This is a genomic window from Vibrio neptunius (genome assembly GCF_000967495.1).
GTDB lineage: Bacteria > Pseudomonadota > Gammaproteobacteria > Enterobacterales > Vibrionaceae > Vibrio > Vibrio neptunius.
Genome location: NZ_JXXU01000028.1, coordinates 19,703 through 39,443, shown reverse-complemented (window position 1 = coordinate 39,443; position 19,741 = coordinate 19,703). Strand labels below are relative to the sequence as shown.

General features: G+C 46.4%; 13 protein-coding genes. 10 read left to right on the top strand and 3 right to left on the bottom strand.

Going from position 1 to position 19,741, the window contains the following annotated elements:
* Window positions 1–679 precede the first annotated feature (679 nt).
* Genes TW84_RS10545 through TW84_RS10525 form a run of 5 tightly spaced genes read left to right on the top strand, consistent with a single transcriptional unit; the run spans window position 680 to window position 6,305 of the window.
* Window positions 680–1,813 carry an efflux RND transporter periplasmic adaptor subunit gene (locus tag TW84_RS10545; protein WP_045975615.1) on the top strand — a complete coding sequence of 378 codons (1,134 nt, stop codon included), beginning with the start codon at window positions 680–682 and terminating at the stop codon, window positions 1,811–1,813.
* Complete coding sequence (locus TW84_RS10540) at window positions 1,806–3,077, top strand: TolC family protein (RefSeq protein ID WP_045975614.1); 1,272 nt, start codon at window positions 1,806–1,808, stop codon at window positions 3,075–3,077. The genes TW84_RS10545 and TW84_RS10540 overlap by 8 nt, the downstream gene beginning before the upstream one ends.
* On the top strand, window positions 3,074–4,288 hold the full coding sequence (locus TW84_RS10535) for an ABC transporter permease (protein ID WP_045975613.1): 1,215 nt from the start codon (window positions 3,074–3,076) through the stop codon (window positions 4,286–4,288). Before TW84_RS10540 ends, TW84_RS10535 begins: the two co-directional genes overlap by 4 nt.
* Window positions 4,289–4,291: 3 nt before the next feature.
* Entirely contained in the window at window positions 4,292–5,575 is a 1,284-nt protein-coding gene (locus TW84_RS10530) for an ABC transporter permease (RefSeq protein ID WP_045975612.1), read from the top strand.
* A 25-nt stretch (window positions 5,576–5,600) separates the two neighbouring features.
* Window positions 5,601–6,305, top strand: coding sequence for an ABC transporter ATP-binding protein (locus TW84_RS10525; protein ID WP_045975634.1), 705 nt, complete (start codon window positions 5,601–5,603; stop codon window positions 6,303–6,305).
* A 27-nt stretch (window positions 6,306–6,332) separates the two neighbouring features.
* Here TW84_RS10525 and TW84_RS10520 read toward each other — a convergent pair whose 3' ends face one another.
* The 3 genes from TW84_RS10520 to TW84_RS10510 all read right to left on the bottom strand — a co-directional run bounded on the left by TW84_RS10520 (window position 6,333) and on the right by TW84_RS10510 (window position 10,169).
* Entirely contained in the window at window positions 6,333–6,566 is a 234-nt protein-coding gene (locus TW84_RS10520) for a hypothetical protein (RefSeq protein ID WP_045975611.1), read from the bottom strand.
* 10 nt (window positions 6,567–6,576) lie between these two features.
* Window positions 6,577–8,619, bottom strand: a complete 2,043-nt coding sequence (locus tag TW84_RS10515; RefSeq protein ID WP_045975610.1) for an NHL repeat-containing protein — start codon at window positions 8,617–8,619, stop codon at window positions 6,577–6,579.
* A 368-nt stretch (window positions 8,620–8,987) separates the two neighbouring features.
* Window positions 8,988–10,169 carry a lytic polysaccharide monooxygenase gene (locus tag TW84_RS10510; protein ID WP_045975609.1) on the bottom strand — a complete coding sequence of 394 codons (1,182 nt, stop codon included), beginning with the start codon at window positions 10,167–10,169 and terminating at the stop codon, window positions 8,988–8,990.
* Window positions 10,170–10,603: 434 nt separating this feature from the next.
* Between TW84_RS10510 and TW84_RS10505 the strand changes: the two genes are divergently transcribed.
* The 5 genes from TW84_RS10505 (at window position 10,604) to TW84_RS10485 (ending at window position 19,714) form a co-directional block, all read left to right on the top strand.
* Window positions 10,604–12,487: a methyl-accepting chemotaxis protein gene (locus TW84_RS10505; protein WP_045975608.1), complete on the top strand. Its 1,884-nt coding sequence runs from the start codon at window positions 10,604–10,606 to the stop codon at window positions 12,485–12,487.
* 179 nt (window positions 12,488–12,666) lie between these two features.
* Window positions 12,667–14,109 carry a serine protease gene (locus TW84_RS10500; protein WP_045975607.1) on the top strand — a complete coding sequence of 481 codons (1,443 nt, stop codon included), beginning with the start codon at window positions 12,667–12,669 and terminating at the stop codon, window positions 14,107–14,109.
* A 163-nt stretch (window positions 14,110–14,272) separates the two neighbouring features.
* Window positions 14,273–15,793, top strand: coding sequence for a M28 family metallopeptidase (locus TW84_RS10495; RefSeq protein ID WP_045975606.1), 1,521 nt, complete (start codon window positions 14,273–14,275; stop codon window positions 15,791–15,793).
* A gap of 327 nt (window positions 15,794–16,120) precedes the next feature.
* Window positions 16,121–18,016 carry a methyl-accepting chemotaxis protein gene (locus TW84_RS10490; RefSeq protein ID WP_045975605.1) on the top strand — a complete coding sequence of 632 codons (1,896 nt, stop codon included), beginning with the start codon at window positions 16,121–16,123 and terminating at the stop codon, window positions 18,014–18,016.
* 27 nt (window positions 18,017–18,043) lie between these two features.
* Window positions 18,044–19,714: a pyridoxal phosphate-dependent decarboxylase family protein gene (locus tag TW84_RS10485; protein ID WP_045975604.1), complete on the top strand. Its 1,671-nt coding sequence runs from the start codon at window positions 18,044–18,046 to the stop codon at window positions 19,712–19,714.
* The last annotated feature ends 27 nt before the right edge of the window (window positions 19,715–19,741 follow it).

Genomic DNA, 19,741 nt, shown 5'->3' with positions numbered 1-19,741 from the left:
ATTGATTTTATATGATGCTTGCATGCAAAACATTTAAACGTTTCCTAGGTAAATGAGATGCCGATTCGAGAAATGATCATTTCCATTTTATGTTGGGTGTTATTTGGTCGTGTATGGCAGGTTCCAAAAACAAATATCCCAATCAAGAAATTCATACTTAACCCTTTAAATTCAGCACCTTAATCTTAAAATAATCCTCCTTTTTGTTTTGTGTCGATTGGCTACTCATCCCTGTTTCAGGTTACTCACAGACTCACTTTGTTGTTCAGGGTATGCAATTAATGAATGAGGCAAGGAGATAAGTGGAGGACTGATATTGTTCAATGTACTGGCGATGATCTGGGGAGTGACAGATCGGGTGATTTAGCAGATAGGTTCGTTCAGGCGGTCTACCTAGCAATCACTTTAGCAATCCGATCTGGTACAACAAGGTTAAGAGCATCGTTGGGCAATGACATAAAATGTCGTTCATGATTTGTCAGAATAGATTTAGATTAATTTACTTTCTTGTCGCTCAGCCTAGGTGTATTACTTAGGCTGCGTTTTATTGTCAGTACAAGCCGACAAAGTCATACAATCTGCGGCTGTCTTTGGTGAGTCAGTACGTTGTATGATTTTCGGAACTTAATAACCTCAGCGTAGTCAGACGGCTACACATAATAATCATTGGAAATAAAGCATGGCTAAACGTTGGCTGTTGCCTGTTGCGAGCATCGCACTGCTCGCTGGTGGCACGTATTTTTATCTGCAATCTTCTGCTCAGCCAGAGGTGATACCTACCTTGGTTGTGGAGAAAGGTACTATCGAGAAGGAAGCCGTGGCGGTAGGTAAAATTGTTCCAGCACATTCAGTGTCCATTAAATCGCAGATCGACGGTATTGTTGGAGAGATTTACGCTCAGGTCGGAGAGAACGTCAAGCAGGGACAGGCGCTTATTAAAGTGCGCCCAAACCCTACGCCAAAAGCACTTACCGATGCGTCTACAGAGTTGATGAGCAGTGAGGCGGCGTTGGAGTCAGCGAAACAAAAGTTGGTTAACTTAGAAAGTCTGGTTAAGCAAAATATTATTCCGAGCAACTACGATGATTACGTCAGTGCACGATCAGAAGTCAAATCGGCACAAGCAACGGTGCTACAAAAACGTCAAAACCTAGAGCTGATTCAAAGTGGTGAAGCATCGATAGGTGATGCTCGTCTGACTTCGACCATTTATGCGCCGATTGATGGCACGGTGTTAAACCGAAAAGTAGAAGTAGGCGAGCCAATTATTTCGACTGAGTCGAGTCAGGCTGCAACGGAAATGATGTCTATCGCGGACATGAATAGCTTGATCTTTAAAGGTAGTGTCAGTGAGCATGACGCTGCGCAACTGACCTCGGGTATGCCGGTTCTGATCACCGTAGCGCCTTACCCTGATCTTCAAATTGAAGGGGTACTGACTAAGGTGGCCATTCAGTCGGAAAACCTAAACTCCCCACAGGACACGTCGACTGCCAAAAGTTTTGATAACGGCTTTGAAGTTGAGGTGGGTGAGTTAAACATTCCCCAAGACGTTATGTTGCGCTCCGGGTTTTCTTCAACCGCAAAAATTACGTTGAAGAGATCTGAAAACGTGCTGACTTTGCCTGAGCGAGCACTGCAGTTTGAAGGTGACATGCCAAATGTATTAATCCCTGATGACTCTGAGCGCGGGTACCACAAACAGCAGGTCAAGCTTGGCTTATCTGACGGTATCAATGTTGAAGTTTTGCAAGGTGTTGAACTTGGAGAAGCTATTCTCGATAGCAGTATGGTGGGAGCCTCTCATGGTTAAACGTCACCTGTCATTGATTGGTTGCAGTTTACTGTTGACGACCTTGAGCTTCCCTAGCTCTGCTATTTCGATTGAACAAGCGTGGAAGCAAGCGAAACAGAGCGATCCCGATTACGAGAAAGCCAAGATTGGTGTTCAAATCGGTGAGGTCGGGGTTACTTCCAGCCGCAGTTCGTTACTGCCTTCTTTGAGTGCGACCGCGTCATCAAACTGGAATGAAGACAGTGACAACACGAACACCTACGGAGCAACGTTATCTCAAACATTATGGGACAGCAGCCTTTGGTCTGACTTAGATGAAGCACAAGCTAACTACCTGAGAACAGAGTTGGAGTTATCTCAGGCTCACAATGAATTAGCTCAGAAGCTATTGGCTACCTATCTTGATCTGGCGAGTGCGCAAGGCGATCTTCAATTGGCGAGAAATAAGCTAGAAGAAGGTAATAAGCTGCTGAAGATTATAGAAAAACGCTATCAGGCCGGTAAGGTAAAATCGATTGATGTTGAGGAAATTCGTGCCACTCTGGTGACGGATAAAGCCGGTATCCTCAGCGCGCAGGCACAGTTAGAAGAGAAAAGAGCAGAGCTGGGGGCACTCATCAATCAGATGCCCGAGCGTGTTGATCAAATTCGCACCGACAACCTGATTCAGCCTCCAATGTTAGTGGATTCCAAGGAGCAATGGCTCAAGTTGGCGAAAGACAGTAGCCCAGAGTTGTTAGTCGCTGCGCAAAAAGTCAAGGCGAGCGAATTTGCGCGCCAATCAGCGCGAGGCGGTTATTACCCAACGGTAAAAGGAAATGTGGGCTACAGTGATGATGACAAATATTCTAACGGAGAGTTTAGTGCCGGGCTCACCTTGAGTGTACCGATTGATCTCAACGGTGCGACGCGCGCTAAGGTCGACCAAGCGTCTCTGAATATATTGAGTGCTAAGCAGGACTTGCGCAAGGTTGAAATTGATATTCAGAAACGCATTGTTCAGCAGTTTACTCAGGTTGATATCAACTGGAATCAGGTTCTGATGGCCAATGAGGTGGTTGCGTCTCTTGCTAAGGTGCTGAAAAGTAAAGAAAAACTCTACGATGCGGGACTTTTGGATGCGTCGGAAGTGATTACGGCTCATAACAATCTGTTCGATGCGAAAAACCGTTTGCAAAACAACCTGTATAACTACTGGCGTCAACGAGTGAGTTTGCTGCAAACGGCTGGTAAGCTCGATGATAATACGATGGCGCTCATATCGCAGGCCTTTCATTCATGAGTAGCTTGCTCCAGCAAACCTGGCAGACGCTGATCGCGCATCGGATGAAAAGTATTCTGGCGATCATTGCCATAGCTTGGGGTGTGATCTCTGTGGTGGTGTTGATAGCACTTGGTGAAGGCTTCTACCGCCATCAAAGCCAGTCTTTTTCATTTATGGTCAATAACGTGCAGGTGGTTTTCCCGTCTCAAACCAGTAAACCTTGGCAAGGGTTACCAGCGCGTCGTGCAATCGCTATTCCACAGGATAAAGTCGAAATGATTAAGCAATCGGGCTTTGTTCACGACGTCGCATCTGTGTATGCCAAGTGGGATGCCAGTGTCACCAACATCAAAGGGCAAAACTTAGCTCGCGCCGTGAGTGGGATTGACCCTTCTTACTTTACTCTTGCGCAGCGTAAGCTTCAGACGGGCTCTCGCAATATTTCACCGAGTGACATTGCAAGTCACACTCGTGTTGCTGTTTTGGGCGATCAGATTGCTCAAATGGGTGGTATTGGGATTGGTGAGGAGGTCAAAGTTAATGGCATTCCATTCTTGGTCATTGGTGTACTCAGTGATGAGGACTCCGGCATTTCTTTTGGTGATAGTCGCAGAGTTTTCATCCCGCAAACCACCTATCGCGATCTATGGAACGCTAAACCTTGGATGCTGTTGATGAAACCGGTTGATGGTATGGACTCTGCCACATTTCGAGAGCGTATTGTGCGCTTTTACGCTAAGCAGCTTCACTTTGACCCAAGTGATAAAGATGCCGTGTACTTGCCTGATTTTAGTGAAGGGGCGGCCGTAATCAGCGGCATTCTTCGTGGGATTCAAATATTTCTTGGCGCTAGCGGTGCGATGACGATGGCGGTGGGAGCGCTTGGCGTGGCGAATATTATGTTTTTGTCTGTTACCGAGCGCACCCGAGAAATCGGTGTGCGATTGGCGATAGGGGCTACTCAAGCATCAGTACTGAGCCAGTTTATTATCGAAGGGTTAATACTGGTCGCCGTTGGAACGGCTATAGGCTTAACCATGTCGTTTGCATTGGTTGCGCTGTTGGGCACAGTGACTTTACCAGAGTGGATTGGCTCACCAGTGATTACTCCCGATTCGATTGCATTATCGTTACTGGTCACTGTGATTTTGGCGCTGATGGCGTCCTACTTTCCCGCAAGAAGAGCATCGCGTCTAACGCCGGTGTTAGCGCTGAGTGCGAGGGCTTAAATAATGTTGCTTCCAATGAGACAAATTTTTCAGGAAATGGCAGCAGAGAAGCTGAGACTGGGGCTAACAATCCTAGCAGTTGCTTGGGCGACTTTGTGTATTGCTGCTATGTTGGCTGTGGGAGAGGGCATTCGCCAAGGAGTGTTAAAAACTGCGCAAAATGGTAATGGCAATCTGATATACCTGACGGGCGGTATGGCAACGGTAGATCATGGCGTGTTCCATCAAGGTAAGCCACTAACGCTCAAAATCGATGATTCCGATGTGGTTAGCGCGCTACCAGAAGTTAATGCTGTAGCGCCGACGGCATTATGGGACGAGCGTATTACGGTCGGCGATCGCGGTACATGGCGAGAGCCACTTGCCGTCACCACAGATTTTCAAACTATGACCAATCTTGTCCCACTTCCAGGGGGGCGCTGGCTCAATTCGCTTGACCAAAAAGAACAACGCAAAGTCGTGGTGCTCGGGTACTTATTGGCGGCTGATTTGTTTAACCCTGAAGATGACTTTAATTGGTTTGCGACCGTGACACTGAAAGTCAATCCGGTTGGGCAAAAGGTTAAAATTGGCAGTGAAGAGTTTACCGTAGTGGGTGTACTGAAAAAAAATAGTGCAGATATCGAGCAGGATGAGCCAATCAATTACTCCAGTTTTGTCCCGCTCTCCACCTGGCAGCGCTTCCATATGACTGGCGACATAGCTGGCATCAATGTTCAACCCAAAAGTGGTGTCGATAGAGTTAAGTTAGCGGAAACGATTCGTCAGGTCATTGCACGCAAGCATGGGGCTAGTGTGACTGATCAACAGATTGTTCAAGTAGAAGATATGTTTTTAAAGCAGAAAAGCATGCAGCAGTTTCTTGTTGGCTTGCAGAGCTTTCTTGGCATCATTGGTTTTGTCACACTCGCGGTAGCGGGAGTCGGTATTGCCAATGTGATGTACGCGACTGTGAAACGTTCTACCCGAGATATTGGTGTGCGAATGGCTGTGGGCGCGACACCGACGGCGATTCGGCTCCACTATTTAGTTCAGTCGCTGATGACGATGGTGATGGGGGGAGCGCTGGGGCTTGTCGTCACTTACGCATTGGTATCGGCGATTGGTTCTGTCAGTCTAGAAGGCAATGTTTTTTATGAACGTTTAGGCAAACCTGTTCCAGAGCTTTCTTGGATTGTGGTGGCAATTGTGATTGCTACTCTGGTTGTCATAGGCGTGGCGTCAGCGTGGTTGCCAGCGAATCGCGCCGCTAAGGTGACACCTATGGAGGCGTTACAAAGTGAATGATGTGAGCAAAAAATCAGGAGTCATTATGTCAGATAATGCATTGGTTCAACTGACGAATCTTTGTAAGTATTACTCAAGCGGTGAGGTCGAAGTTCGTGCATTAGATGGCGTAGAACTGACGATTGAGCAAGGGGAATTCCTCTCCATTCTCGGCCCTTCAGGTTCGGGAAAGTCGACTCTGATGAATATGCTCGGCTGCTTAGATAAACCAACCGATGGCGACTATTTGCTTGATGGGCAGAACGTAGCAGCACTGAGTGCCAATGAGTTAGCTGGAATACGCAACCAGAAAATCGGGTTTGTTTTTCAAAGCTTCAACCTGCTTGAATACGCTACGGCGCTTGATAATGTCGCGTTGCCTTTAGTCTATTCAGGTATAAAAGCCAAAGAACGTCGTCAGCGCGCGGCCAAACTGCTTGAGCAGGTTGGGCTGGGCGATCGCCTCGATCATAAACCGAATCAGTTATCCGGTGGTCAAAAACAGCGTGTTGCGATTGCGCGAGCACTGGTGAACGATCCGCAGATTATTTTGGCAGACGAGCCAACCGGTGCTCTCGATTCCAAGTCAGGTGCTGAAATCGAAGCTTTGTTTAACCAGTTACATGCGGAAGGACGAACCTTGATTATCGTTACGCATGACAATGCGCTTGCTGAACGCACCAAACGCATTATTACGATTAAGGATGGTAAGGTCATATCAGATAGGCTGCCAGTTTCAGACGTTGCATAAAAAAGCGAGCCATTTGGCTCGCTTTGCTTAATTTTCATGTGGTGGAGATAAGGTGTGATTAATGGCATGAGCCTGATGAGCGCTGTGCCATTCCTCAAGCTTTTTACGAGTTTCCTTCGAGGAAGGCTGATTGAGGCAGTGCTCAGTCACACACTGATACTGCTGAATGAGCTTGTCATTGGCTTGCACTGATTGTTCAGAAATGTCGATTGTCGCTTGCTTCAGACGTTTGGTCTTCGCTTTGTCGAATACTGATGTCATGGTGCTCTCCTTAGCTGATTTTATACACGTTGACGCGATTCAAAGCGCAGTCAGGTAGGTAAAGGGTTTGATTGTGCGCATGAAGAAGGTAGGGCATCCACAGTTCGCCTTTACTTGGGTCAGCGCCAAATCCACTAAAGCTATCGATAAACTGACCTTGTTGATCGAAGACTTTAATCGCGCGGTTGACCAAATCTGATACAAACAATTTACCCTCATCAAAATCGATGCTGGTTGGCAGCAAGAAGTTGTCGTTATCTGTGCCGTAACCTTGTTGGCCAAAACTGCCTACGTATTTGTCATGACGGTCATAAATGACGACTCGATTGTTGTTCTGATCAGTAATGTATTTTTGTCCGTCTGCCGTGATAGTGATGTCGGTTGGAGTAAAGAAATCGTGGTCACCATGTCCTTTTTGACCAAAGGTACTCACTAGGCCAGCAATTCCCTGAGCGTTTAATCGCCAACGGCAAATACGGTTGTTGCCAGAATCGGCGACGTATATATCTCGGCTGATCGGATCCACCGCGATCCCTTGAGGTTTAAACAGTTGCCAGTCGGCGTGACCTAACCCCCCAAAGTAGCTGAAAGGCACCAATTCGCCGATCAATTCGTTGTATTGGTAAATGGTAATAATACCGCTGATATAGTTACTTACAACCAATAAAGGTAGCTCAGGGTTAAGCTGTCCAATTAAGGGTTTGGCGGGCGTAAGCGAGCAGATACCCAAAGAACCAGGAAGAAGAGGTAAGCTGCCCGGTCTTGCCGCATCGGGTTGGCTGCGCTCAGTAGCCTGAAGTTGATAGTTACCGGCATCTACTAACCAAAGCAGTTGGTTTGGGTCATCGAATTTGTCGCCAAGGAAGATACGTACCCAGGTTTGCTGCCATCTTTGCGTCCATTCGATCTGCGTGCTCAATGTCATCGACACCCAGGATGGTGCATCGAGTTGATGGATTGAGTTGAGCCATTTATCTTGCTGCTGGAAGTGTTGATCCCACCATTCACTGACTATAGGATACTGGCTAGTGTAGCCCCCTTGAGCGATTGGTGAGGTGTCACCAGCAACCGAAGTCACAAAATGAAGCTGGCCTTTTCGATCCCGCTCATCACCTAACTGGTCGATTACTAACGTTGTTGTTGGCTGTTCTGGTGATAAGTCCGACCAATTCACTTTATGAATTTGGAGTGAAGCGAGAATGGGCTCTGTGATCAGCAATACGTCCTGATGCATCTTGGTGACCTGAATCGGTGAGAAGAATCCACTCAAACTGCCTGAGAAGTGCCCATCAATATCGTAAACCGCAACGGAGTACTGCTTCGCCCCCGGTATGAGTATGCGGTTGTCGATGATTGACACATCACGAGCAAGGTCGATATCGTCTAGGTACGTTTTTCCGCTGGAAAATGGGATTGGGTTTCCATCCCAGTCACAGCGAACCACAGTAGAGAACCCAGTATTCGCAACATATAAGTATCCATTGTTATCGCAGCTAAGGCCCTGTGGCCACAGGAAATGCACTGGTTGCTGTGCATTGACGACGTCAATATTTTTTAGCCAGTTGCCATTTTCGTCGAACACGACCAAACGACTTTCGTTGTCAGGCCCTTCGTAAAATTCATCAGCGACACATAGTTTCCCTTCATAAAACGCTAGTCCATTAGGCCCTTCGAGGTGAACGGGATCACCAGCACCGAAGCGGTGAATGGAATGAATGTTGAGCGCTTGATTGTATTCGAGGATATGGATGCGTTTGTTGGCGATGTCACTGACATAAATCCATGGTTTTTCTGGATGAGGAAGAAGGCGAAAAGGCATATTAAACTGTTGGCTGCCACTTCCTACCGAGCCGAAACTGGCGAGTAACTTTTTCATTTTTCTATCAAACACCAACACACGATTGTGTGCCGTGTCTGCTAGCCAGATGCGGCCGAAGCGATCGATGCAATTGCCTACTGGCGTACTAAGAGAAACATTGCCTGCCGTTCGGCAGGGAAGATTGGGCAAGTGGGTGACCTGCTTGCCAATATAGGTATGATACGCGATTCCCATGATTCTAGCCTTTTGACGTGATTGTTATGTAATCAAATTAATAACTCTAGCAGTCAAAAATGACAGTTCCACATTATGATTTACATTACCGAATGGTCTTGTAATTGGAGTAATGTTTTTGCAGGTTAGGTTAAATTGTGCTCAGAGTGTTGCATATTGGTTGCGGAATAAGTTGCTATAACACTCATGGTTGTTACCTTTACATCAGGTATCCGTCGCGATGGCGACGTTGCAAACAATTATCAGCGGAGAAAGAGAGGATGAAGCGCAGTGGGGTGGTACTCAGCTCTCTGTGGCTCCTCGATAAGCCAGCGTCCCCGAGGCGTCCTCGGGGATGAAAATGAGTACCAAAAAAGAGTAAGGTTAGCCTAGCGCCAGACTCCCCAGTCGCCTGTTGTCCCGGGCTCTTCACCACGTGTCCACCACTGTGCGGTCCATGCGCGGCCTTTGTGAGTCACTTTCTCTCCCTCAGAATAAGCCCGCTGAGCTGACCAAGCGTTATCGGGCTGTGTTGGAGGAGGCGTATCCCCTTTGACTAAAGATAACTGATAGTTGAAGTTCGCCGCTGGAGCATGAACTTGATTCCTGTAGATATTGGATGAGTCGAACATGTAGTGGTTCATTTCAGCATGCCAGATTCCAATAAACCAAGATCCATTGGTGACGCTGTTAAATTGACCAGCCAGTTCTGCTGACCAAATCTCTTCACTGGTATTGTTAGCCGTGATTGCCAACGAGATGTCTTGCTGCTCACTGCCGTTTTTATCAAAAGTACGAAAACGCACAGTGTCGCCAGACTCCAGAGGTCCAAACCCTTGTGGAACGAAATACCCTAGTGCGGAAAGATCGTTACCCGGAGCGGTGGGGTCGGTTGGCTCAGTCGGTGTGCTGCCATCGCCACTGAAGGTAATGTCGCTACAATTGTAGAATCCCTCACCTGCGGGGTCTTCACGTTGCCAGCGGGTATAGAGAACGGCATGCCCGTTTCTATCAGCGGGTAGAGTAACCGTAATGCGGTACTTTTGATTTGCATCGACGGCGACATTACCTGCAGTATCAACCAAATCTAAGTCTGCCCATGTGAGTGGCTGGCTGTTGTCGTATTCGGGCTTGCTCAGATAAAACTCCCAGTACGACGGGTTGTGTGGCGCTGTTGCGTTAAACACCAATTCAAATTGATTGCTGGCATCTAATGACAGCGCTGTTTTCTGCCAATGCGGTGAAGCAACATCGAGTCCAGCTTTCGCATTATCTCCGCCACTACAAAGTGTTCCGTCTCTAACGATGGCTTGTACATGGGCCATATCTCGGTAGTTGGCGACATTTGCAGCCACCTCATTTCTCTGAACAAAGGGATAAGCACCAGACTGGTCGAACGCGGCCTGACAGGCTGAATTTGGGATACGATCATCCCAGAACCCACCATCAAGATAGCAAATATTTTGACGCGCGTTTGGGTACTCAACCCAGCCATGAGCGGCGACATTGACAGAAGAGAGGGCCGTCAGACAACCCAAGGTAGCTAAACTGACATTCAAACAGGATTTCATAACTTTTCCTTGTAATAGTGGTAGAACAATTGAAAGCACTAGTAGCGCGCTAACAGCGATCTCAACCTAGCAAGTAATTTATAAATTAGTGATGTAAAGTGGCTAATCATTGGGCGCTTTGAGGTCAAATTGCCGTATTGTTCGCATGGATAAGTAATGTGTTGTTGAACGTAGGTTTTCTTTTCGAGTCACTTCAAACAATGTTGTTGTTTTGAATCATGAATCGTCGCTGAGCATTAAACCGTTATTGCTTCAATGACGACAGACCGTATATTGTTTTATTTTAAAGTGTGAAATAAATCCGTGATAAGCATACAAAGAATGGCTCTTGAAGTAGGGCGCACAAAGCAGGTGAGTTATCTTTGCATTTGTGTAGGTGAGCAACTAAAGCTTAGTACTGCATGGTGATAAAAATAATCAAACAAGGTTGTTCTATGTTTAAAAACTTGTCTTTAAAAAATAAACTGGCGTTGTCAGCCAGTGTTGCCATCATCGTGGGTGGTTTGTTGGTAGAGCTGCTGTCCTTTCGGGCGTCATTACAACGCTTAGATATCGAAGTGACTCAACGACTAGAAAGTTCTACTGCTTCTTACAACCAGTATGTGTCGGATTGGATTGAATCTAAAGAACGAGCACTCACCTCAATCGTACCGGATGCCAATATGGCGTCGATAGTAAGCAATCTCAAACAGGTGAAAAACTCTGCAGGTTTAGACAATGTGTTTCTCGCCTACCCTGACGGCTCTCAGGACAATGCTAATGGTGTCGTCCTCCCTCCAGGGAACGATGATCCGCGCAAATGGGGATGGTATATCAATGCGATGAAAAATCCATCAAAGGTCTTTATGGACAACCCAACGGTAGCAGCGGCAACGGGGGCTAATGTTGTCTCTTTAGGTAGTGTTGTCAGCCTAGGTGGTGAAAACGTGGTGTTAGGAGCGGATGTTGAAATTACCGATATTATCTCCGGGCTAGATAAGGTAATCCTACCAGGTGAAGGGTACATGTTTATTGCCAATCAGCAAGGCAATGTCTTTACTCACAAAGAGACTAAATTACTTAACCAACCTGTTCAGCAGCTTGGTTTAGACTTCGGTGTTATCCAGCAAGCGATGAGCTCTGGCAGTGATGTTTATACAGACGTGAATGGCGAGTTAAGTGTTGTTTACGCTGCGCAAATTCAAGGGACTCCGCTTATCACAGTCACCGTGTTGAACCGCGAGTCGTTAGTGGCGCCTTTATACAGCGCAGTGTGGGGGCAAATCGCAGTGACTATTGTGGTGGTGATTGTCTGTACTTTCCTATTTAACATGCTGTGTGGCATCTTGTTCCGCCCACTAACCAATGTCTCAAACGCGCTCGAACAGATTGCGCATGGCAGTGGCGATCTTACGCAGAGACTAAAAGTGGACAGTAACGATGAAGTTGGCCAGCTCGCCAGTAATTTCAACACTTTTGTTGGTAGTATGCACCAGCTCATTGCGCATATCCGTGAACAATCACAGCAGTTATCACAGCAATCAGAAGTCAGTAACCAGCGTGCGAATCGAAATGTCGATGAGATAAACCACCAACAGCAGGAAATCACTATGGTGGCAACGGCTGTTACTGAGATGGCGTCTGCTACTGCCGAAATTGCTTCCCACGCAGAGCAAACCGCACAATCTGCACAAGGTTCGGCGAAAAGTACGGAAAATGGACGTACGGTTGTGCTTGAGAACAAAAACTCGATTAACCGTCTTGCTAACGAGCTGCAGGAAGCGAGTAATGTCGTCGGAGAGTTAAACCGCCACTCTCAGGATATTTCTACGGTTCTGGCAACTATTCAGGGTATTGCTGAACAAACCAACTTACTGGCATTGAATGCGGCTATTGAGGCTGCACGTGCTGGTGAGCAAGGGCGAGGCTTCGCGGTTGTCGCTGACGAAGTGCGAGTGCTTTCACAACGAACACATGATTCAACCGAAGAAATTAAAGCAACGATCGATACATTGCAAGTCACAACCGGTAGCGCGGTTAAATTGATGGAAAACAGTTCTGCTCTGGCCACACATTCTGTCGAAGATGCCGATAAAGCGAGTGTGGCTCTGGAAGAAATCAATACGGCAGTGCGGACCATTAGTGACATGGCGACACAAATCGCGACGGCGGCAGAAGAGCAAACCCATGTAACAAACGAGATCACGCAAAATATCACCTCGATTAAAGATGTCGCTGATCAGTTAGTGAATAGTGCTCAGGAAAGCTCTCAAGAAGCGGGCACAGTGAAGGGGCTGTCTGGCGAGTTAATGGCTAAGGTTTCGACATTTAAGCTCTGATATATCAATAAATTACATCTTGACTAAGGCACTCATTGAGTGCCTTTTTATTCACATCTACAACGCGACCTGTTCAATTTTCTTTACTCTAAAATTGTTATGCAATTGATTGCTTATTTGTTTTTTCGGCATATGTTTGTTTTTGGGACCACACAAATAAACAAAAAAAGGAATAAACAATGAAGACAAATTTATGCAACGTTGGGTTGGCTATCGCATGTTTCTTCACTCCCATCGTGATGGCAGATACAGCGTTGCCCGTCATTGCTGATGAAGTGAAGTTCACTATGTCAGATGCAGAATTGACGGGTATCTCGAGTCAGCACTTGAGTCAGATAGTGAAACATGAAGGGGCTGAATTCATTAAATTGCACTTCAAAAAACTCTCACTTCCGAAAGGGGCGATTCTACGACTTACATCTGCCACTACGGATGAAGCCGTTGAGTATAGTGACAGTCAGCTAGATTGGTTTGCACAATCTATCTCAGGCGATGCACTTGTTATTGAACTGATAGCGAATGAACAAGGCCTGCAAGGACAGTTTGAACTCGATTATTACATGGCGGGTAAAGACTCGGCTGAGCAGGAAATGTCGACCCTATCCACTTGCGGAGTTAACGAACGAAGAGATGTGGCGTGCTGGCAGGACTCGCATCCAGAAAAAGTCGCATGGACAACCCCAGTCGCACGATTGTTGATCAATGGCCGTAGTCTATGTACTGCATGGCGGGTAGGCCCAGACAACCGGATGTTTACCAACAACCATTGTGTGGATAGTGAAACGGAACTGAAAAACACCGAGGTCTGGTTTAACTACCAACGCACAACGTGTAATGGTGCGATGTCGACCACTGTTAAAGTTATGGGTGATCAGATACTTAGTACAGATTATGAGCTGGATTATACGCTGTTTACCGTTGCTGATTTCGCCAAAATTGCTTCGTTTGGTTACCTAGGTCTAGACGCTTCTGAGCCGACCTATGGCGATGGTATCTATATTCCTCAACACGGTTCAGGTAACCCGAAAGAACTTGCTATTGAAAGCGATCAAAATGGGTCTGGACTTTGTCAAATCGATGTCGCTTCAGCCAATGGCCGTGGAGCCAATACCGATACAGGTTACTTTTGTGACACCATAGGTGGCTCTTCAGGTTCCCCTGTGCTCAAAGCCAGCAGCAATAAAGCGATTGCGCTGCATCACTTTGGTGGCTGTGAAAATCAAGGAGTGAAAATCAGTAAAATCTGGCCGAAAGTCGCGAGTCACTTTAACAACACTCTGCCCGATGGCATGGTTGAGCAACCTGGAAGTGATATTACTGAGCTGAGTTTAGATACTCCGTTGTCAGGCCTGACACTAGCAAAAGGTGAGCAGAAAATGTATGTCCTGCGCTCAGATAAGAGAGCGTCTGATGTTACTGTGTCGATTGCCTCGGGAACTGGTGATGCCGATCTTTATGTTCGTTCAGGACTTCAACCAACCAGAAGTGCCTACGATTGCAGACCATATCGCTCAGGTAACACGGAGTCGTGTGATGCAGTGAAGGCAGGTGAAGACCTCTATATCATGCTCAATGCTTACAGCAATTTTTCGGGTTTGACTTTGTCAGTCACGGCAAAATAGTCTGAGTCAAGATAGGGGCAGTTCTTTGCCCCTATTAACTAATCCATGTATTGATAAAAAGATGACAACCTATTGTTACGCTTTGGTATAAGACGAATAATTCTCAAAATGTAAATAAATATCCTAAGTTTTGGTGATTTTATAAAACTCCATGGAGGAGAAAATGAACTGCACTAAAACGCTTTTGGCGATGACACTTTCTACGGTTGTCATCCAAGTACATGCAGAAGATAAAGTATGGATATCAATTGGTGCTGATGCCTCTAAAACGGTAGCGAAATCAGGAGCACAAGCTGTACTACCGCATTCACTGGCTAGCGGTGGTGAGGTTTGGGTCGGTCAGGTCGATGAAACCGAACTGGCTGAATTATCTCACAACATGCATGAAGAACATCATCGTTGTGGCGGATACATGGTTCATGCTTCAGCGCAGAGTGCGATGGCTGCGAGTGCAATGCCCTTAGTCCTCAATACTTTTTCAGCGCCCGCTATTTCTCAGCAAGCTACTGTTAATGCTTGGCTACCTCAGGTTAACCCAGCACAAATCACTGGTACCATCAATTCGTTGACGAGCTTCAACAACCGTTTTTATACCACTACTTCTGGTGCTCAGGCTTCTGATTGGATTGCCAATGAATGGCGTTCTTTGGTTTCAGGGATTTCCAATGCCAGTGTTGAGCAGGTTTCTCACGCAGGTTATAACCAGAAGTCTGTGATTTTGACTATTCAGGGCTCAGAAAACCCTGATGAATGGGTGGTACTTGGCGGTCATCTAGACTCGACGATTGGCTCACGAACGGATGAACATACGATTGCCCCAGGTGCCGACGATGACGCTTCGGGCATTGCAAGTGTGACGGAAATCATTCGTGTATTAGCCGAAAACAACTTCAAGCCTAAACGCTCAATGGCCTTTATGGCATACGCCGCTGAGGAGGTTGGGCTGCGTGGTTCTCAGGATATTGCCAACGCCTATAAGTCTCAGGGCAAAAATGTTGTGTCTGTCTTGCAATTGGATATGACGAACTATCAAGGTTCTGCACAAGATATTGTCTTTATTAACGATTATACCGATAGTAGTTTGACTCAGTTCTTGGCCAATCTACTCGATGAATACCTTCCATCACTGAGTTATGGCTATGATCGTTGTGGTTATGCTTGTTCTGATCACGCTTCTTGGCACAACGCAGGGTATTCTGCCGCGATGCCTTTCGAGTCCAAATTCAATGACTACAACCCTAAGATTCATACGCCTCATGATACTCTGGAAAATTCGGATCCAACGGGTGCTCATGCAACCAAGTTTACCAAGCTGGGCCTAGCTTACGCAGTTGAGATGGGCAGTGCTTCTGGCGGCACACCGCCCCCTCCGACCGATAACATTCTAAAGGATGGCGTTCCAGTTGCTGGTCTATCGGGATCAACAGGTAGTGAAGTTGCTTACCGTTTTGAGCTGACATCGACGAAAACACTCGACATCAAAACATCGGGTGGTTCGGGGGATGTGGATTTGTATGTCAAGTTTGGCTCAGCAGCCAGTAAACAGAATTGGGATTGCCGACCATACCGCTATGGAAATAGCGAAACTTGTACATTTAGTAACGCGACTCCGGGGACGTATCATGTGTTGTTAAACGGATATTCTTCATTTAATGGTGTCACGCTTGAAGCTTCTACTCGCTAAGCGCAAATAATGAATGGCTCGCTGTTGAGCCATTCTTGTCCAATATTTATTGTTAAGGTTTTGAATATATGAGGTAAATAGTGCGAATTCTCCCGCTTTAATCCTCTTTTTCTCCGCTAACAATATAATAAATTTATATAATAATGGTTGTATATATTTGTGATATCAAGCTAAGGTAATTAAGTTGGCTGGGTGTAAAGACGGTTTGAAGGTGGGCACAAGCTCACGATTTGCCGATTATTCGGCAAGCCATATACGAATTAAAATGCAAACCGGAATTCATCCTTACGTTCTTTATATCGCTCGTTCAAGCAGTGAGGAGGCGTAATGAATATAGGTTTTAAAACGCGTATCTATCTTGGTGTTGGGTTGCTAGTGACGATTTCTCTGATTGTCCTTGGCACGCTCAATATTCTATCCATGAAAGAAAAAATGGTCACGTCTTTGGTCAATGAGACTGAAAACAAACTGAGTTTTCATGTGACCGAACTCGAACAGTTGATGCAGTTCCGTATCAATGCAATAGCCACTGGAGCAGAGCAATTTACTCCTGACCTCTCTGACTCTGAAAACCAGAAATTGGTCAATTTACTTGCCAAAAGCACTGGGATTTCCAATGTCATCATGACCTATGAGGACGGACGGAACTATATGTCTGTCGAGAGTAGTAATCGATTCGACTTCAGGACCCGTGATTGGTACAAAGCCGCCAAAACAGCTTCTTCTGTGGCGTTGAGCGATATTTATCAAGATAAAGTCACCGGAGAAAAAGTCGTCAGTGCCACTATGCCAGTGAAACAAGGCGGTCAAGTTGTAGGCGTTTTGCTCGGTGATATCCAGTTAGGTGAAATCATCAGTACAGTGAGTAACATGCGTTTTGCTGGTGGTGCAGCAACGCTGACCGACCAAAATGCGGTGTTTTTTGCTAGTGATGATCCCAATGATATTGGTCGGACACCATCTCAGGTTAGCCCGAACTTTATTGCCATGGAGCGGATGTTTAGCTCTCGGCAAAATGGCCATCTAAACTTCCCGTACCTTGGCATTCAGTTTGATGGCTATTTCCAGCGAGTGAATCTGACAGATAATATGTACTGGACTCTGATGGTGTTCGTTGACCAAGCGACCGCATTGGCACACGTTGACAAAGCTGAGCAAGAATCGATCATTACCGGTTTCCTACTGTTTCTTGTCAGTTTTGGCGCAATTTTTGTCATTCTTCACTACGCCTATAAACCACTGCTCGGCCTAAAGTCAGCGGTATTGGATTTGTCTCAGGGTAATGGGGACTTGACCCAGCGTCTTGAGATAGCCAGTAATGATGATCTTGGACAGATTAGTCTGGGTTTCAATCAGTTTGTAGAAAACCTTCAGCAGATGATGTTGCAAATTTCAAATGCTAGTGAAAGTATTTCGTCTAGCCTCGTTCAGCTTGGTCAAACGGCGAGAGAGAACGAGTCGAAGCTTCTCAATCATTCTAGTGAAACAGAGCAGGTTGTGACTGCTATCACCGAGATGAGTGAAAGTGCACGCAGTGTGGCTGAAAACGTTCATCAGTCCAATCGTATTACTGAAGCGGCGAGCGGCGAGGCACAGTCTTCCTTGAATATCGTCAATAATGCAGTGTCGACGGTCAGTGCTTTAGTCACGGAAGTTGATGATATGTCAAACCGAATTGTCAGTATGAAGCAGGATGCCAATCGTATCAGCGACGTATTGACAGTGATCGGTGAAATCTCAGAACAGACCAATTTGCTGGCATTGAATGCGGCTATCGAAGCGGCACGAGCAGGCGAACAAGGTCGTGGCTTTGCTGTCGTTGCCGATGAGGTGAGGGCGCTCGCAGCTAGGACACAGAACAGTACGACTGAAATTTCCGATATGTTGAGCCAACTACTTGATGGTACTGAAAGCGTCGTTCGCGCCATGGAGGCAACGAAGGAGCAGTGTGAGACCACCGCGGAGAAAACGTCAGAGGTATCTGAAAGCCTCGGTATGATGACGGTATCCGTCAAAGAGATTGACGATGTCAGTACACAGATCTCAGCGGCAACCGAAGAGCAAAGCACGGTTGCTGAAGAGCTAAGTCGCAATATGCTCTCCATCAGAGAGATTGTTGAATCGCTAGTGACCAGCGGTCAACAAACTGTCTCAGCAACGGAGTCGCTCAGTGAATCCAATCATGAACTAGAAAGGTTAGTCGCCAACTTTAAATTACGATGACACTTTTAAGCCACCAGGAGGTGATGTATGAATCATGCAGCAACACTCGAAAAAGATGGCTTAAAAGCGAACGCGTTATCGCCTTATTATGTGGAGAAGTATAATGAGGTGATACGCCGTTTCTTTAGTCGCGATAAACAGTTATGGCCTCTGTTTTCTTGTCCGGAAGTGAGTATGCTGGCGAGTAGAAAGTCGCCATTTTCTAATGAAGATTACCGTCAGCTGGTAAAAGCTTTGTGTCAACGACAAGATATTCCCGAGCTAATGAATGCCCCGACGGAAGCATTTGACCCGCTTGCTTTGTTTGTCGCCCATCATAGTAAAGATTGGCAAGATCCAAGGTCAGTGGAAAATGTTATCTCTACCCCCTGTGACCCAGCGATTCACGGAGCGATGTTGGCAACAATCAAAAACCCCAATTTGGTCTATAGCGAATACGCCGGTATGGCTATAGAGTTGGAGAGAATGGTTGTGCGTCAGATTGCTCAACTAGCAGGCTATGACCCCCAGACTGCTGGCGGTTTGTTTACCCAAGGCGGTACTTTTTGCAACCTATATGGTTACCTGTTTGGCATGCGTAAAGCATTCCCAAAATCGAAATCTGAAGGGGTGGCGGGTCGGCGATTTTGTATGGTCAACTCTGAATCAGGTCATTACTCGAACATGACTAACTTGTCTCTTCTAGGGATTGATCTCGAAAGGCAGGTAATTCGGGTTCGTATTAATCGTAACAACCAGATCTGCCTCAACGACTTAGAGCGACAGTTAGAAACGTGCTTTAAGCAGGGCATTGCTGTCCCTACAATTATGCTCACCTGCGGTACGACTGACACGTTTGCGATTGATGATGTTCAGCAGGTGCGCCAGTTGTCTGAACGCCTGTGTCGTAAGTACGAAATTATTCGCAAACCCCATATCCACGTGGATGCAGCAGTTGGCTGGAGTTTGCTGTTTTTTCTTGACTACGATCTTCAAGGAAATCCCTTGGCAATAAATGAAGCGACTCTCACCAGTCTACGCTATTTAAAGAAGATGATGGCAGGCCTAAAAGAAGCTGATTCATTTACCGTTGATTTTCAAAAGTGGGGCTATGCGCCCTACACCTCTAGTCTATTGATGGTGCGAAACAAAAATGATTTTGAAGATTTAAGACAGGAGCCAAGCTACTTTTCTTACTTTGAAACCCAACTTCAACAAAAGACGCATCTTCAGTCTACGATAGAGTGTTCACGTGGTGCGGTAGGCGTGTTTTCTGCCTACTCGGCATTACAGTTTTTGGGGAAAGAAGGCTATCAGGTCGTGCTTGCCCATGGGCTACAAAATGCCAACTATTTGCGTATGAAATTGAGGCAGATGCCGGGGTGTAAGGTTGTTTGTTCTGGTAATCATGGACCCTCAGTCGCGTTGCGACTTTACCCCAAAGATACGACCTCAGTCCTACACCTTTATGAAACAGAGCTCGCGATTAAGCAAAGCGACTCTGCCGTAGATGATTTAGTTAAGAACACGCTTTACCACAGAAATCACTTTCTTAAACGACAAGGGCAAGGGTTGAATACAAACTGGGTCGAGTCAATCGCTCATACCGATTACGATTACCAAGGACACTGCATAGCGTTACCTGGCGAGAAGGCGGTGTTTCTTAACCCGTATACCTCCCGCAAGCATATTGATGAGTATTGCCGTTTATTTGGATAGAAATTTAGAGAATGAATGATTTGCACA